This window comes from Streptomyces pilosus, assembly GCF_014649835.1.
GTDB classification, from domain to species: domain Bacteria; phylum Actinomycetota; class Actinomycetes; order Streptomycetales; family Streptomycetaceae; genus Streptomyces; species Streptomyces pilosus.
Genome location: NZ_BMTU01000008.1, coordinates 238,806 through 253,301 on the forward strand (window position 1 = coordinate 238,806; position 14,496 = coordinate 253,301).

Sequence of the window (14,496 nt, forward strand, 5' to 3'; positions counted from 1 at the left end):
GCATCACCGGGCGCTCACTCCACGCCCAGGCTTTCCTCCAGGTACGCGAGCGCGCCCACCGGCTCCTCGGCGAAGAACACCAGGTCGGTGAGCGGGCGGGGCAGGAAGCCCTCGTCCTCCATGCGGCGGAACTGTTCCCTGAGCCCGTCGTAGAACCCCGCGGTGTTCAGCAGCACCACCGGCTTCTCGGTGTGCCCGTGCTTCTTCAGTTCCAGGATCTCGGTCGCCTCGTCGAGGGTGCCGGTGCCGCCGACCATGACGACGACCGCGTCGGCCTTCTCCAGCAGCAGCCGCTTGCGCTCGGCGAGGTCCTTGGCGATCACCATCTCGTCGACGCCGTCGCGTGCCTTCGCCGCGAGGAACTCCACGGAGACGCCGCACAGCCGGCCGCCCGCTTCGTGCACCCCGTCGGCGACGACCTTCATGAGTCCGGTGTCGGAACCGCCCCAGACCAGGGTGTGCCCGCCCTTGCCGAGCAGCCGCGCGAAGTCCCGCGCGGGTCCGGTGTAGCGGTCGTCGAGGTCGGCGGCGGAGAGGAAGACGCAGATGTTCACGGCCCCACGGTACGGGCCCGGTCGGACATCGTGGTCAGCCGTATTTTCGACTGCCGGTGCGGCAGCTCCTCCCAGTCGTCCATGAACCGCGCCGTGAGGCCGTGTGCGGCGGCGAGCTCCACCAGCGTCTCGGTCCGGTAGTAGAAGTCCTCGTGCAGCACCTGGTGCTCCTCGCCCTCGGTGCGGTCGAAGGTGAAGTCGAAGAAGCCGCCGGGCGCCAGCACCCGGCCGACGTGCGCGAAACACTCCTCGATGACGTGCCGGGGCGAGTGCGAGAAGACGCTGTGCGCGTGCACGACGTCGAAGTGGCCGTCGGGCAGGAAGGCGAGGGTGAGGTCGTTCGCCAGGCTCAGGTGGGGCAGCTTGGCCTGGAGACCTTCCCGGACGAGGGTGTCCTGGGCGGCGAGCAGGATGTGCGGCGAGATGTCGATGCCGTAGTAGTTGCCCGGCTCCAGGTGGTCGATGAACAGGCGGCCCGCGCGGAGGTTGCCGCAGCCGATGTCCAGCATCCGGTGGTGGGGTCGCAGACCGTGCCGGACCAGGTAGTCGAACTGCATCCGGCCGATGCGCGCCCACTGCTCGCGCGAGGGGTTGTGCCCGACGGCGGCCTCGGCGCTGCGGGCGGCGTCGGAGGCCATCACCGCGCGGTAGTACGCGATGTGGTCGCGGTGGAGCAGCCGCAGCCAGGCGTCCCGCAGGGCGCGCCGCGCGTGGGCGGGGACGCGGCGCGGGTGGCCCAGGGCGTACCGGGCCCGGTGGGCGAGAGTTCCCCGGTTGCTGCCGGTGTTCGTGGCTCCCATGGGACCTCCTCGGGAAGAACTCCGCTTCAGCGTGCGCTGTCATCACCGAGTCGGCTACTCGTGAGGAGCGATCGTGACCAGAGGACACCGCATCACCGTCGAGCCCAGTGACCGGCACGTGCGCGTGGTGCGCGACGGGCAGGTGCTGGCGGAGAGCGACCGGGCGCTGGTGCTGCACGAGACGGGCTGCCCCGCGCGGTACTACATCCCGCCCGAGGACGTGCGGCTGGATCTGCTGACGCCGTCCGGGACGCACACGTACTGCCCGTTCAAGGGCACTGCCTCCTACTGGTCGCTGCCGGACGCGCCCGACCTGGTCTGGGCGTATCCGGAGCCGAAGGCGGACGTCGCGGAGATCAGGGACCACCTGTGCTTCTACGAGGTGGAGGCCGGCTGACGGCGCCGGTCGCGTAGACGGGTTGTGCTCGGCGGACGCGCCGCCCGCCTCCCCGACGAACTTCGCGCCGTGCGGCAGTCTGTCGAGACATGGACAAGAACATCTCTTCGCGCGACGGCACCCTGCTGGCCTACGAGAGCGCCGGGCGGGGGACCCCGATCGTCCTCGTCAGCGGTGCGATGTCGACGGGGGCGACGCTGGCGCCGCTGGCGGCTCCCCTGTCGGAGCGGTTCCGGGTGGTCGTCTACGACCGCCGGGGCCGGGGCGCGAGCGGTGACACGGCGCCGTACGCGGTGGAGCGCGAGGTCGAGGACCTGGCGGCGCTGATCGACGCGGTGGGCGGCGAGGCGGCGCTGTACGGCGTGTCCTCGGGGGGCGCACTGGCGCTCCGGGCGGCGGCGAGCGGGCTGCCGTTGCGCCATGTCGCCGTGTACGAGACGCCGTTCGCGATGTCGGCGGAGGACCTGGCGGAACGCGCCCGGTACACGGAGGAGTTGACGGCGGCGCTCGCGGAGGGACGGCGCGGGGAAGCGGTGGAGCTCTTCCTGCGGCTGACCGGGCTCGGTGAGGCGGTCATCGAGGGTGCCCGGCAGTCCCCGATGTGGGCCGCGATGGAGTCGATGGCCCCGAGCCTGGCCTACGACGACGCCGTGATGGGCGACGGGGATGTGCCGCGGGAGCTGCTGTCGGAAATCGGGGTGCCGGTGCTGTCGATCGCGGGCGAGGCGAGCCCGGCGTGGATGCGCGAGGCCGCGCGGGCGATCGCGGAGTCGGTCCCCCGGGGCACGTACCGTGCCCTGGGGGGACAGACCCACATGGTGGAACCGGATGTCCTGGCTCCGGTGCTGGCGGACTTCTTCAAGGGGTGAGGCGGGCCGGGGAACCGCGATGACCACGGGGGCGGGCCGCCGACGTGGGCGGCGTGCCCGGTGAAGTCGCCGTACCGGGCGACGGCCGCGCCGGCGGACCCGTGCTCGCACCGGCCGGAGCCGTCCTCGGTCACCCGGGCCACCCGGAGCCGGGGCTGCGGCTCTCCGGGCGGGTGGGCGCCGGCTCGTCGTCCACGGCGCCGCCGGTGCGGGCGCCGAGGAACAGATGCGCCGAACGGCCCGGGAAGCGGCGCCGGGCCCGGTCCTCGGGCAGCGCCCTGGCCGTGGCCCAGCCGGTGCCGCCGGCCACGACCAGCACGTCGCGGGCGTGGGATCGTCGTCCGGGGCCGAGGTGCCCCGCGCCGGGCCCGGCGGCAGGGTGTCGCCGTCTCCGCCGGGGGCCGCCCGGGCCTCCCGGCCGTGCCTCAGACCGCCGGGGTCGCTTCCCTGGCCCGCACCGTGGACGCGATGGTCGCCGAGCCGACCACGCGGGTGCCGTCGTACAGCACGATCGCCTGGCCGGGGGCCACCCCGCGGACCGGCTCGGTGAAGGTCACCTCCAGGGTGCCGTCGACGAGCTCCGCCGACACCTCGGTCTCGCCGCCGTGGGCGCGCAGCTGGGCGGTGTAGGTGCCGGGTCCGGTGGGGGCGGCTCCGCACCAGCGGGGCTTGACGGCGGAGAGGGCGGTGACGTCGAGGGCCGCCGCGGGGCCGACCGTGACGGTGTTGTCGACCGGGGAGATGTCCAGGACGTAGCGGGGCTTGCCGTCGGGGGCGGGGGTGCCGATGCGCAGGCCCTTGCGCTGGCCGATGGTGAAGCCGTACGCGCCCTCGTGGGTGCCGACCTTGGCGCCGGACTCGTCGACGATGTCGCCCTCGGCCCTGCCGAGGCGGTTCGCGAGGAAGCCCTGGGTGTCGCCGTCGGCGATGAAGCAGATGTCGTGCGAGTCGGGCTTCTTGGCGACGGCGAGTCCGCGCCGCTCGGCCTCCGCGCGGATCTCCTCCTTGGTGGTGACCGTGTCACCGAGGGGGAACATGGCGTGGGCGAGCTGGCGGTCGTCGAGCACGCCGAGCACGTAGCTCTGGTCCTTGGCCATGTCGGAGGCGCGGTGCAGCTCGCGCGTGCCGTCCTCGCGCAGGATCACCTGGGCGTAGTGGCCGGTGCACACGGCGTCGAAGCCGAGCGCGAGCGCCTTGTCGAGCAGCGCGGCGAACTTGATCTTCTCGTTGCAGCGCAGGCACGGGTTGGGGGTGCGGCCGGCCTCGTACTCGGCGACGAAGTCCTCGACGACGTCCTCGCGGAAGCGGTCGGCGAGGTCCCACACGTAGAACGGGATACCGATGACGTCGGCGGCGCGGCGGGCGTCACGCGAGTCCTCGATGGTGCAACAGCCCCGCGCGCCGGTACGGAACGACTGCGGGTTCGCGGAGAGCGCGAGGTGGACTCCGGTCACGTCGTGGCCCGCTTCGGCCGCGCGGGCGGCGGCGACGGCGGAGTCGACTCCGCCGGACATGGCGGCCAGGACGCGGAGGGGGCGGGTGCGCTGCGGGATGTCAGTCATAGCCCTTCAAGGGTACGGGGGTGCGGGAACCAGGGCGGCCGGGTATCCGTTCACGATCACATGGGGGAGAACAAGGCTTCCGAGGACACGGACCGGCGCATCGGACGGCGGGCCCTGATCGTGGGCGGAGCGGCGGCCGCGGCGGGCACGGCGGTGCTGGCCCGTGACGAGCTGGCGCGGCTGTGGTGGCGGGTGCCCGGCGTCGAGAAGCCGCGCGAGCCGGGTGCCGTGGACTTCGCGGGCGCCCGCTGGGTGGCGGCCTCGGAGGCGAACTGGCGGCGGGCGGACCGGCCGGACGACTACGGCGTCGACATGGTGATCGTCCATGTCACCCAGGGCAGCTTCGACAGCGCGGTGCGGGCGTTCCAGGACCCGGGTCACAAGGCGTCGACGCACTACATCGTGGGCCAGGACGGCCGCATCACGCAGATGATCCGCGAGCTGGACGTGGCGTACCACGCGGGCAACCGCGACTACAACGAGCGCAGCATCGGCATCGAGCACGAGGGTTTCGTGGACCGTCCCGGGGACCTCACGGACGAGATGTACGAGGCGTCGGCGCGGCTCACGGCCCGCATATGCGCCCGCTACGACATCCCCGTGGACCGGGAGCACATCCTCGGCCACGTCGAGGTGCCCGGCACCGACCACACCGACCCGGGGCCGCACTGGGACTGGAACCGCTACCTCAAGCTCGTCCGCGCGGCCCGCACGGCGGCACCGGACACCAAAGCACTCCCGTAGGGACGAGGGGCGCGGGGGCGAGGCCCCAGGGGACGGGAAGGGACGGGGACGGTAACGCCCTTCACGTCAGTCCGGCCGCCCGGGCCCTCTCCACCGCCGGCCCGATCGCCTTCGCCAGCGCCTCCACGTCGGCCTCCGTCGAGGTGTGCCCCAGGGAGAAGCGCAGCGTCCCGCGGGCCAGGTCGGGGTCCACCCCGGTGGCCAGCAGGACGTGGCTGGGCTGGGCCACCCCGGCGGTGCACGCCGAACCGGTCGAGCACTCGATGCCCTGGGCGTCGAGCAGGAGCAGCAGCGAGTCCCCCTCGCACCCGGGGAAGGTGAAGTGGGCGTTGGCCGGCAGGCGGCCCGCCGGGTCGGGGTCGCCGCCGAGGACGGCGTCGGGGACGGCCTCGCGGACCGCGGCGACCAGGTCGTCCCGCAGCCGCCCGATCTCGCGGGCGAACCACTCCCGCTGCTCGGCGGCGAGGCGTCCGGCGACCGCGAAGGAGGCGACGGCGGGCACGTCGAGGGTGCCGGAGCGCACATGGCGCTCCTGGCCGCCGCCGTGCAGGACGGGCACGGGGGTGTGCTCACGGCCCAGGACCAGCGCGCCGATGCCGTAAGGGCCGCCGATCTTGTGGCCGGAGACGGTCATCGCGGCGAGCCCGGAGGCGGCGAAGTCGACCGGGACCTGCCCGAGGGCCTGGACCGCGTCGGAGTGCAGGGGCACCCCGAACTCGGAGGCGACCTCGGCGAGTTCGCGGACCGGCAGGACGGTCCCGATCTCGTTGTTGGCCCACATGACGGTGGCGAGGGCGACGTCGTCGGGGTTGCGGGCGATGGCCCGGCGCAGGGTGTCCGGGTGGACCCGGCCGTGGGGGTCGACCGGCAGGTACTCGACGGTGGCGCCCTCGTGCTCGCCGAGCCAGTGGACGGCGTCGAGTACGGCGTGGTGCTCGACGGGGCTGGCCAGGACCCGGGTGCGGGCGGGGTCGGCGTCGCGGCGGGACCAGTACAGGCCCTTCACGGCGAGGTTGTCGGCCTCCGTACCGCCGGAGGTGAGCACGATCTCGCTGGGGCGTGCGCCGAGCGCTTCGGCGAGGGTCTCGCGGGCCTCCTCGACGGTGCGCCGGGCCCGGCGTCCGGCCGCGTGGAGGGAGGAGGCGTTGCCGGTGACGCCCAGGTGCGCGGCGAGTGCCTCGACTGCCTCGGGAAGCATCGGGGTGGTCGCGGCGTGGTCGAGGTAAGCCATGGTGGGGCCGATTCTACGGGGCCGCGCGCACCGGGCCCGGGGCGCCGTCGGCCGGATCGCGGCGCCGGCTCAGAAGCTCCAGGACATCGTGCCGTCCGCCTGCATGAACGCCACGAGGACGAGGAGGTCGGCGACGCCGAGCCCGAGGCCGAGGAGGGCGCGGCCACGCCGGGCCGTGCCCCTCCGCAGGGCGAGGGCCGCCAGCACGATGGCGGTCGGGCCGAGGAAGACGTTGAGGACGAGCAGGCCGAGCAGGCCCAGGACGAAGGACGCGACGGCCATCCCGTCGGTGTCGTGGATTCCGGTGCGGCGGCGGGCCGGTGCGGTCAGGTGCATGGTGATCGGCTCCCAAACGGTCGGGGTGGTCGGACGGTCGGGGTCGGTCGGTCCTCGGGGAGGGTCAGCGCGCCGGGGTGCCGCGCCGGCGGCCGTGGCGCTCGCGCAGGGCGAAGACGCCCAGCCAGACGGCGATGACGGCACCGGCGGCGACGGAGAAGGTGAGCGGTGCGTGGGCCACGGTGCCCAGGGCGACGCCCAGCAGCAGGAGCGCGGCGACGAGGAACAGCATGAGTGGATCCCCCAGGTCGGTGAACGTTTGTAGGTACAGTTGTTCACTGAGTTCCCAGCCTAGCCCGGCTCCTCACTTCCCCATTCCAGAGAACAGTTGTTAACTGCATGGTATGAGTCACATCTCCGGCGTCCGGCAGGCCCAGAAACAGAAAACCCGGCAGGCACTGCTCGACGCGGCGCTGGAACTGCTGGAGGGGCAGAGCCTGAGCAGCCTCGGCCTGCGCGAGGTCACCCGGGCCGTGGGCATCGCCCCGACCGCCTTCTACCGGCACTTCCGCTCGGTGGAGGACCTGGGGGTGGCCCTGGTCGAGGAGGCACTGGGCAGCCTCCACCCGATGATCCGGACCATCGTGTCCACGACCGGTGACGGGGAGGAGCGCATCGCGCGGGCCGTCGAGCTGATCGCCGGTCACGTGGACGCGCATCCGGCGCACGTCCGGTTCGTCGCCCGGGAGCGGCACGGCGGGGTGCGGGTGGTCCGGGAGGCGATACGCGGTCAGCTGGAACTGTTCACCGCGGAGGTCGGGGAGGCGCTCGGCTCGGACCCGGAGTCCGCGGGGTGGGGGGAGGAGGACCTGCTGATGCTGGCGCAGCTGTACGTGGACCAGATGCTGATGACCGCGTCGCTGCTGCTGGACGCGACGGGGGGCGGAGCGGGGGAACGGGAGCGGGTGGCCGGCTCGGCGGCGCGGCAGTTGCGGCTGATCAGTGTCGGGCGGGCGCACTGGCTGGACCGGGCGGGCGGGGACGGGTGAGCCGGTCGTTCGCCCACGCCGCCCCTTCCCGCCCCCGGGACGGGGCGCGGCCGCTCAGGTCAGGCGGACCCTGGCCAGCTGGCGGGACTGGGCGACCAGACGGTCGTCGGTGTCCCAGACCTCGGCGTCCTCCTCCAGGAAGCCGCCGGCGAGGTTGCGGGTGGTGACGGCGACGCGCAGGGGGCCCGGGGCGGGGCGGCAGCGGACGTGGACGGTGAGCTCGACCGTGGGGACCCAGCCGGTCAGGCCCATCTCGAAGGCGGTCGGCGGCAGGGCGTCCACCGCGAGCAGCAGGGCGAGCGGGTCGGGGTCCCGGCCGTCGGCGAGGCCGAACCAGGCGCGCATCTCCCCCTTGCCGGAGGGCTGTCCGAGCGCCCAGCCCAGGGTCGACGGGTCGAGCTTGAGCATCAGACGGTCGGTGATGGCGGAGCTGCCGTCGACGGGGGCGGGGCCGTCCTCGGGGCCGAAGCACTGCTCCATCGGCGGTATCGCGGGCGGCTCGGCCGTCGTGCGGACGTCGTCGGGGAGGGTATCCAGGTCGCCGTAGGAGGCGAGGACGCGGATGCGCTCCACCTCGTGGCCCTGCTCGTCGAACTGGAACAGGGACGCCTGCCCGGTCGACAGGGTCCGCCCGGTGCGCACGGTCTCGGTGCGGACGACCGCCGGGCCCGGCTGGGAGGCGGTCAGGTAGTGCGCGGAGACGGTGAAGGGGTCGGAGTGCGGCAGGGCGTCCGCGAGGGCGCGGCCCAGCACGGCCAGCAGATAACCGCCGTTGACGGCGCTGATGATCGTCCAGCCGGCGGAGAGGTCGATGTCGTAGACGCCGGGGGCACGCCGGGTGAGCGCGGTGTCGCGGTCGAACTCACTGGAACCGATCGTGGCCCGGGTGGCCTCGGTGGCCTGGGCGAGGGCTGCTTCTGGCATGGATGAACAGTACAAGAAGAAGATACTAAGCGGTAGCTTTGTGGCGTGGACCGGTCGGCGGTGTGAACCCGGTGCCGGATTTCTCCCTCTATCCGGACATGAGCCTCACCGGGACCCCGTTCCTCTGCACCCTGGCCGTCCTGGCCGTCGTCGCCCTCGGACTGCCGCTCCTGCTGTGGACCCGGGTGCGCGGGCCCCGCGCCGTGCGGGCCGTCACCCGGGTGACCATGCTGCTGTTCGCCCAGCTCACGGCGGTCACCCTGGTGTTCACCCTGGTCAACAACTCCAACCAGCTCTACGACAGCTGGTCCGACCTGCTCGGCACCGGCGACCACGTGGTGCACGCCGCGGACCTCGGTGCCGACGGCACCGGCGGGGTCGTACTGGAGCGGCTGCCCAAGGTCCGCCAGACGTTCCGGCCCGCGGCCGGACCGGGCATGCGGGCGGCGGGCGGGGTCCGCGTCACCAGGATGACGGGCCGGGTCTCGGGGGTGAAGGCCGAGGTGTACGTCTGGCTGCCGCCGCAGTACGACGATCCCGCCTGGGCCGACCACGAGTTCCCGGTGGTGGAGCTGCTGCAGGGCTATCCGGGTTCGGCGAAGGCCTGGTTCGGCACGCTGGACGTGCACGAGCAGCTGATGCCGCTGATGCGGGACGGCACGATCGCCCCCTTCGTGCTGGTGGCACCGCGCACCGCCCTGGTCCCCGGTGCGGACACGGGCTGCGCCAACCTGCCCGGCCGGGTGAACGCGGAGAGCTGGCTCGGCATCGACGTACCGCGCATGGTGATCGACAACTTCCGGGTGCGGAGCACCCCGCGGGGGTGGTCGGTCGCCGGCTACTCGGCCGGGGGGCACTGCGCGACCCGGCTCGCCGTCGCGCACCCCGACCGCTTCGGCGCGGCGGTCAGCCTGTCGGGCTACAACGACCCGGCCGTCGAACGGGCCTCCCTCACCGGACGCGACCCCGCCCTGCGCGCGGCGAACGACCCGCTGCGCATGCTGCGCGAGGCGGCGGCACCGCCCCGGATCTCGCTCTACCTCTCCGGTCAGGAGAAGGACGGCTACGAGGACGCGATGGCCCTCGGCCGGGCCGCGAGGACGCCCACGAGCGTGCAGGTGGTGAAGCTGCCGCGGAGCGCCGGCGGACACACCATGGCGCTGTGGCGGCCGCAGGTGGTCCCCGCATTCCGCTGGCTGACCGGGGAACTGGGCGGGCACCGCACGGCGGACGGGACCCCTACTCCTCCCTGACCGTCGAACGGCGGTGCCACGCACGGGGAGCCCGCCAGTGGTAGCGCATCGCCAGCAGCCGCAGCACGAAGGCCGTGACGACGGCGACGGAGCTGGTCATCGCGTTCAGCACGTCGTAGCGGATGCACAGCGCGACCATGGTCGCGCCGACGATGGCCGGCACCGCGTACAGGTCACGGTCCCAGCGCAGCAGCGAGGGCACCTCGTTGGCGAGCACGTCGCGCAGCACACCGCCGCCGACCGCCGTGGCCAGGCCCAGGCAGGCGGAGGCCGTCAGGCCGAGCCCGTAGTCGTACGCCTTGGTCGTCCCAACGACGCAGAAGAGACCGAGCCCGGCCGCGTCGAAGACGTTGACGGCGACCTGGATGCGCTCCACGTGCGGGTGCAGGAAGATCACCAGGGCCGCGGCGAACAGCGGGGTGACGAAGTAGCCCAGGTCCGTGAACGCGGCGGGCGGTACCGCGCCGATGACCAGATCACGGAAGAGACCTCCGCCCAGCGCGGTGACCTCGGCGAGTACGGCGATGCCGAAGACGTCGAAGTTCTTGCGCACGGCCAGCAGGGCACCGGAGATCGCGAAGACGAAGATGCCCATCAGGTCGAGCATATGCAGGACGGAGGGACTGAACAGTAGCTGCAGCACCCGTACATTCTTACTCAGCAAGCACCCCCCGCCTTGCAATACAAGGTCAAGGCCGCCGCAAACCAGCCGTGTCTAGCGAGCTCCGGGCCCTGCCACCTTCCGACCTCGCCCGTCCACGCAGCCGTTCGGCCTGCTCGACCCAGCGGCGGTGGTGTTCTCGCGAGAGGGGTGGCCTCCGCCGCAACCGTACAGCGGCGGGCCCCCGGGAGACCCTGTGGCGCGGCGAAGCGCATAAACGGTTGACTCGACGCATGTAGGCACAGGAATTTCGGGAGGAGCCTGCCATTCCATTTCCATCTGAACCTCAGATGTTCCTCAGATAGAGAAAAACCCCTGTACAGCGTTGACCCCCGGGTACATGATCGTGTCATCCCCGAGGGGGAAGAGAGACTTCCGGCAGGGCACCCGCGAGTTCGTCACCGCAAATCCGATCCGGGGTATTTCGGAGTGACACTCACGGATGGACCCAGAGCTTCGAACCATGACCAAGGAGAAGCTGTGACCACATCACTGACCCGCATAGCAGCCTGCGCGACTGCCGCTCTTACCGGCGTACTGCTTCTGGCAGGATCCGCCCAGGCCGCCCCTGTTCCCAAGTGGAAGTGCGAGGGCGGGTCCAGCGCCAGCCCGAACGACCCGGGCGGCAGGGACGTCCGCCTCCGTCTCGCCTCCACCAACGGATACGGGTACGCGGAGGCCCGCTTCATCGCGCACGGCGAGCACATCTACTTCGACAACTACGCGGGGGAGAACGGCCGCCCGTTCTGGGTTGAGATGGAGATGGCCGGCTCCACGTGGAAGTACAAGTGGAACCTCGGCCCCGGATACGGGCTCCACCACTCCTACAACGGCTCCTTCCCGGAGGGCGAGAAGGTCAGCTCGCTGCTGTCGACGTACATCGGAACCGGCAAGACCTGCACCAACGGCAGCGGCCGTACGTGACAGCGCGGGGGCGGGGTGCCGAGCGGGGCTTCCGCGGACGGCACCCCGCCCCCGGCGATGCGACGAGGCCTGCGGTCATCACCCGAGTGGCTCGCAGGGTCCGCGCCGGCGATTCCGATCCCTCCGTGACGGAGAGTCCCACCGGAGCCTCAGCGGAACGAATCCGGCATCGGAACGAACTCACGAGACACCTGGATTCGGTATGCTAATGATCAGAAAGACATTCGCGGCGATTCTGCTGCTCGCTGCCGGAGCTTCCGGGTGTGCCGAATCGGAGAGTACTGCGACTGACGATCCGAAGGCGTGCAAGGGTGCGACCTACATATGGGAACATGAATCCAGTTGGATTCCGATTGTCCTGGACGAGGCACGCACCGTCTCTCGTGGTGATGAATTGAAGATAGCCGGGGATCCGTACCGGCCGTGGTCCTCGTCCCTCAAGACCGACCAGAACGTGAACGCACCGGACGAGATCCTCAAGGCACTGGGCCGCGAACTCGACAAGCCACTCGCGAATGTGGGTCGGAGTACTAAATCCGAGGCAATGCCGATGACCACAGAATTCGCGGGAGACAAAGCGCAGGCAGTGTACTTCCAGGGCGTCGAGCGGATAGACGCCACCTTTACGCTGACCTGTACGGGCCAGGACCGGCCGATCAACGGGCACATAGTGACCTGGAACACCCGCTCCAACTCTTTCGGTACTGTCGACTGCCTCAAACCGCTGAGCGCCAATCCGATCGAACCCCTGGCCAAGGTCGCGGCAGCCACACGGTGTCCGAAGGACAGCGTGTTGGCCAGAGAAACAGTCGCACGGTGATCGCGCAGACCACCCGGGAACCCTGATGGCCGCGCTGAGCGCGGGGCCGCGTCCCGTTCGATCGACCGGAACGACTCCGAAGACGCCGACAGGCAGGCGTGAGCATCGGAACACTGTGGCTCGGAAAAGAAGTGGAGCGCCGGGCTCTCTGCCCGGCGCTCCAGCGTGTCCCGCAGTCCGTCAGTCGGTCTTGTCCGAAGACGTGCCGGAGGCCCCTGGCTGCACGGTGTCGGCATCCTTCACCACGGCGTCGGCCGTGGGGGCGCTCGGGGCCTCGGTCGCCGAAGGCACCTTTTCCTTCACCGTCTCGGGGTCCGGCTTGGTCGTCGAATCGGCCGGCAGCAGGGTGACGGAAGTCTCTGCGGTGCTCGCAGGCTGCTCGGTCACCGCTTCTTCGGTCTCCGTGACGGCCCCGATGTCCGTCGGCCGGGTCTGCTGCAACGCGCCGGACGCTATCTCAGCGGCGTAGTGGCAGGCCACCTTGTGGCCGTCACCCGCGTCGACGAGAGCCGGACGTTCGATGCCGCACTTCGGCTGGGCCCACGGGCAACGCGTGTGGAACCTGCATCCCGTCGGTGGATTGGCGGGCGACGGCAGGTCGCCCTGGAGCAGGATGCGCTCGCGCCGGTCCTCGGCCTCAGGGTCGGGCAGGGGCACCGCCGACATGAGGGCCTTGGTGTACGGGTGCTTGGGGTCGGCGTACAGAGCGTCGCTGGACGCCTCCTCCACCAGGGAGCCGAGGTACATGACCCCGATGACGTCGGAGATGTGCCGCACCACCGCCAGGTCGTGGGCGATGACGAGGTAGGTCAGCCCCAGTGACTTCTGCAGTTCCTCCAGCAGATTGATCACCTGCGCCTGCACGGACACGTCGAGTGCCGACACCGGCTCGTCGCAGATGATCACGTCGGGCTCCAGGACCAGTGCCCGCGCGATACCGATGCGCTGACGCTGCCCACCGGAGAATTCGTGCGGATAGCGGGAGAGCGCGTTCACGGGAAGGCCGACCTTGGCGAGGACCTCCTTGATCTTCTCCCGTCGTTCCTCCTGGTTCGCCCCGATCCCGTGCGCGGCCATGCCCTCGCTGAGAATCGACTCGATGTTCTGCCGCGGGTTCAGACTGCCCAGCGGATCCTGGAAGACCATCTGGAGACGCCGGCGGAACCGGCGCATCTCCTCCGCCGGCAGCTTCGCGAGGTCGGTCCCGTCGAAAACGACCTCACCGTCGGTGATATCGACCAGCCGCAGCACGCCACGGCCCAGCGTGGTCTTGCCGCAGCCGGACTCACCCACGAGCCCGTACGTCTGACCGGCTTCGACCTTGAGCGACACGCCGTCGACAGCGTAGACGTGGCCGACCGTTCGGTCGAACAGCACGCCCTTCTTGACCGGGAAGTGGACCTTCACGTCCTCGAGTTCGAGCAGGCTCATGCCGAGACCTCCGCCTTGGACTTGGGAAGGACCGGATTGACGCACCGGACTTGGTGTCCGGCGGCGCGGGGTTCGGTCAGTTCGGGCGTGCCGGTCAGGCACTCCATCGTGTAACGGTCACAGCGCGGCGCGAAAGCACAACCGTCCGCCCAGGCGATCCGGTCGTTGATGGAGCCGCGAATCGGGCGGAGCGGTTCCCCTCGCGGCGCGTCGAGCCGCGGGATGGAGCCGAGCAACCCGTGGGCGTACGGGTGAGTCGGGTAGGTGAACAGGTCCCGCCGCCCGGCGGATTCCACCGCCCGGCCGGCGTACAGCACATTGACCTCGTCACACAGACCGGCCACCACGCCGAGATCGTGGGTGATCATCAGCAGGGCGGTGCCCTCCTGGTCGACCAGTTCCTTGAGCAGCTCCAGAATCTGGGCCTGAATGGTGACGTCCAGTGCGGTGGTCGGCTCATCCGCGATGAGCATCCGGGGCGCGCAGGCCACAGCCATCGCGATGAGCGCCCGCTGGCGCATACCGCCGGACAGCTGGTGCGGGAACTCCTTGAGCCGCCGGGCGGGGTCCGGGATGCCGACCCGGTCCAGCAGATGCGCGGCCTCCTTGCGGGCGGCCTCGCCCTTCATGCCACGGTGGCGCTCAAGGATCTCGGTGATCTGGACGCCGATCGGCACGACCGGGTTCAGCGACGACAACGGGTCCTGGAAGATCATCGCGAGCTGACTGCCGCGTATGTCCCTGCGGTACTGCGGAGACATGGTCAGCAGGTCCTGGCCATCAAAGACGGCCCGGCCGCCGATCCGGACACCCTTGGCGGGCAGGAGTCCCATCAGGGCGAGCGAGGTCACGGACTTGCCGCAACCGGACTCACCGACGAGACCCACGACTTGACCCTCGGCGACGTCGAAGGAGACACCGTCGACCGCGATCGAATCCTTGCGGCCCTTGGCAGTGAAAGTGACGCTGAGTTCGTCAACTGAGAGTAGTGCCATGAAATT

The 14,496-nt window shown here is 71.0% G+C and carries 18 protein-coding genes; 7 read left to right on the top strand and 11 right to left on the bottom strand.

Translation table 11 applies throughout. From position 1 onward, the window contains the following. Window positions 1-14: 14 nt before the first annotated feature. Both IE118_RS21480 and IE118_RS21485 read right to left on the bottom strand, forming a co-directional pair. Complete coding sequence (locus IE118_RS21480) at window positions 15-554, bottom strand: LOG family protein (protein ID WP_189559598.1); 540 nt, start codon at window positions 552-554, stop codon at window positions 15-17. Next, entirely contained in the window at window positions 551-1,354 is an 804-nt protein-coding gene (locus IE118_RS21485) for a class I SAM-dependent methyltransferase (RefSeq protein WP_189559599.1), read from the bottom strand. Before IE118_RS21485 ends, IE118_RS21480 begins: the two co-directional genes overlap by 4 nt. A 73-nt stretch (window positions 1,355-1,427) precedes the next feature. Between IE118_RS21485 and IE118_RS21490 the strand changes: the two genes are divergently transcribed. Both IE118_RS21490 and IE118_RS21495 read left to right on the top strand, forming a co-directional pair. Continuing rightward, window positions 1,428-1,751 (top strand): DUF427 domain-containing protein, encoded by a 324-nt coding sequence (locus tag IE118_RS21490; RefSeq protein ID WP_189559600.1) that lies wholly within the window; start codon window positions 1,428-1,430, stop codon window positions 1,749-1,751. A gap of 89 nt (window positions 1,752-1,840) precedes the next feature. Continuing rightward, entirely contained in the window at window positions 1,841-2,620 is a 780-nt protein-coding gene (locus IE118_RS21495; RefSeq protein ID WP_189559601.1) for an alpha/beta fold hydrolase, read from the top strand. Window positions 2,621-2,750: 130 nt separating this feature from the next. Here IE118_RS21495 and IE118_RS21500 read toward each other — a convergent pair whose 3' ends face one another. Then, entirely contained in the window at window positions 2,751-2,939 is a 189-nt protein-coding gene (locus IE118_RS21500; protein ID WP_189559602.1) for a hypothetical protein, read from the bottom strand. A 106-nt stretch (window positions 2,940-3,045) separates the two neighbouring features. Beyond that, window positions 3,046-4,182, bottom strand: coding sequence for a tRNA 2-thiouridine(34) synthase MnmA (gene mnmA, locus IE118_RS21505; protein ID WP_189559603.1), 1,137 nt, complete (start codon window positions 4,180-4,182; stop codon window positions 3,046-3,048). Between the two features lie 60 nt (window positions 4,183-4,242). Here mnmA and IE118_RS21510 point away from each other — a divergent pair, with 60 nt between their 5' ends. Further along, complete coding sequence (locus IE118_RS21510; protein ID WP_189559604.1) at window positions 4,243-4,926, top strand: N-acetylmuramoyl-L-alanine amidase; 684 nt, start codon at window positions 4,243-4,245, stop codon at window positions 4,924-4,926. A 61-nt stretch (window positions 4,927-4,987) separates the two neighbouring features. On the opposite strand, the gene IE118_RS21515 is transcribed toward IE118_RS21510, so the two are convergent. The 3 genes from IE118_RS21515 to IE118_RS21525 all read right to left on the bottom strand — a co-directional run bounded on the left by IE118_RS21515 (window position 4,988) and on the right by IE118_RS21525 (window position 6,725). Beyond that, window positions 4,988-6,157, bottom strand: coding sequence for a cysteine desulfurase family protein (locus IE118_RS21515; protein ID WP_189559605.1), 1,170 nt, complete (start codon window positions 6,155-6,157; stop codon window positions 4,988-4,990). A 69-nt stretch (window positions 6,158-6,226) separates the two neighbouring features. Then, on the bottom strand, window positions 6,227-6,493 hold the full coding sequence (locus tag IE118_RS21520) for a DUF4190 domain-containing protein (RefSeq protein WP_189559606.1): 267 nt from the start codon (window positions 6,491-6,493) through the stop codon (window positions 6,227-6,229). A gap of 64 nt (window positions 6,494-6,557) precedes the next feature. Continuing rightward, window positions 6,558-6,725 carry a hypothetical protein gene (locus IE118_RS21525; RefSeq protein ID WP_189559607.1) on the bottom strand — a complete coding sequence of 56 codons (168 nt, stop codon included), beginning with the start codon at window positions 6,723-6,725 and terminating at the stop codon, window positions 6,558-6,560. A gap of 112 nt (window positions 6,726-6,837) precedes the next feature. Here IE118_RS21525 and IE118_RS21530 point away from each other — a divergent pair, with 112 nt between their 5' ends. Beyond that, window positions 6,838-7,482 carry a TetR family transcriptional regulator gene (locus tag IE118_RS21530; protein WP_189559608.1) on the top strand — a complete coding sequence of 215 codons (645 nt, stop codon included), beginning with the start codon at window positions 6,838-6,840 and terminating at the stop codon, window positions 7,480-7,482. A 54-nt stretch (window positions 7,483-7,536) separates the two neighbouring features. Here the strand turns inward: IE118_RS21530 and IE118_RS21535 are convergent, their stop codons facing one another. Beyond that, a complete protein-coding gene (locus IE118_RS21535; RefSeq protein WP_189559609.1) occupies window positions 7,537-8,406 on the bottom strand; it encodes a thioesterase family protein in 870 nt (289 codons plus the stop codon). A 98-nt stretch (window positions 8,407-8,504) separates the two neighbouring features. Between IE118_RS21535 and IE118_RS21540 the strand changes: the two genes are divergently transcribed. Next, the gene (locus IE118_RS21540; RefSeq protein WP_189559610.1) at window positions 8,505-9,659 is read left to right on the top strand and encodes an alpha/beta hydrolase; all 1,155 of its coding nucleotides are present in this window, start codon (window positions 8,505-8,507) and stop codon (window positions 9,657-9,659) included. Here the strand turns inward: IE118_RS21540 and IE118_RS21545 are convergent. Continuing rightward, on the bottom strand, window positions 9,646-10,302 hold the full coding sequence (locus tag IE118_RS21545; RefSeq protein ID WP_189559611.1) for a trimeric intracellular cation channel family protein: 657 nt from the start codon (window positions 10,300-10,302) through the stop codon (window positions 9,646-9,648). The genes IE118_RS21540 and IE118_RS21545 overlap by 14 nt on opposite strands. Before the next feature lie 498 nt (window positions 10,303-10,800). Here IE118_RS21545 and IE118_RS21550 point away from each other — a divergent pair, with 498 nt between their 5' ends. Together IE118_RS21550 and IE118_RS21555 are read left to right on the top strand one after the other, a co-directional pair. Next, window positions 10,801-11,244 carry a hypothetical protein gene (locus IE118_RS21550; RefSeq protein WP_189559612.1) on the top strand — a complete coding sequence of 148 codons (444 nt, stop codon included), beginning with the start codon at window positions 10,801-10,803 and terminating at the stop codon, window positions 11,242-11,244. A gap of 208 nt (window positions 11,245-11,452) precedes the next feature. Then, the gene (locus IE118_RS21555) at window positions 11,453-12,064 is read left to right on the top strand and encodes a hypothetical protein (protein ID WP_189559613.1); all 612 of its coding nucleotides are present in this window, start codon (window positions 11,453-11,455) and stop codon (window positions 12,062-12,064) included. Window positions 12,065-12,244: 180 nt separating this feature from the next. Here the strand turns inward: IE118_RS21555 and IE118_RS21560 are convergent, their stop codons facing one another. Both IE118_RS21560 and IE118_RS21565 read right to left on the bottom strand, forming a co-directional pair. Further along, window positions 12,245-13,495: an ABC transporter ATP-binding protein gene (locus IE118_RS21560; RefSeq protein WP_189559614.1), complete on the bottom strand. Its 1,251-nt coding sequence runs from the start codon at window positions 13,493-13,495 to the stop codon at window positions 12,245-12,247. Continuing rightward, window positions 13,492-14,490 (bottom strand): ABC transporter ATP-binding protein, encoded by a 999-nt coding sequence (locus tag IE118_RS21565; RefSeq protein WP_189559615.1) that lies wholly within the window; start codon window positions 14,488-14,490, stop codon window positions 13,492-13,494. The genes IE118_RS21560 and IE118_RS21565 overlap by 4 nt, the downstream gene beginning before the upstream one ends. Between the last annotated feature and the right edge of the window lie 6 nt (window positions 14,491-14,496).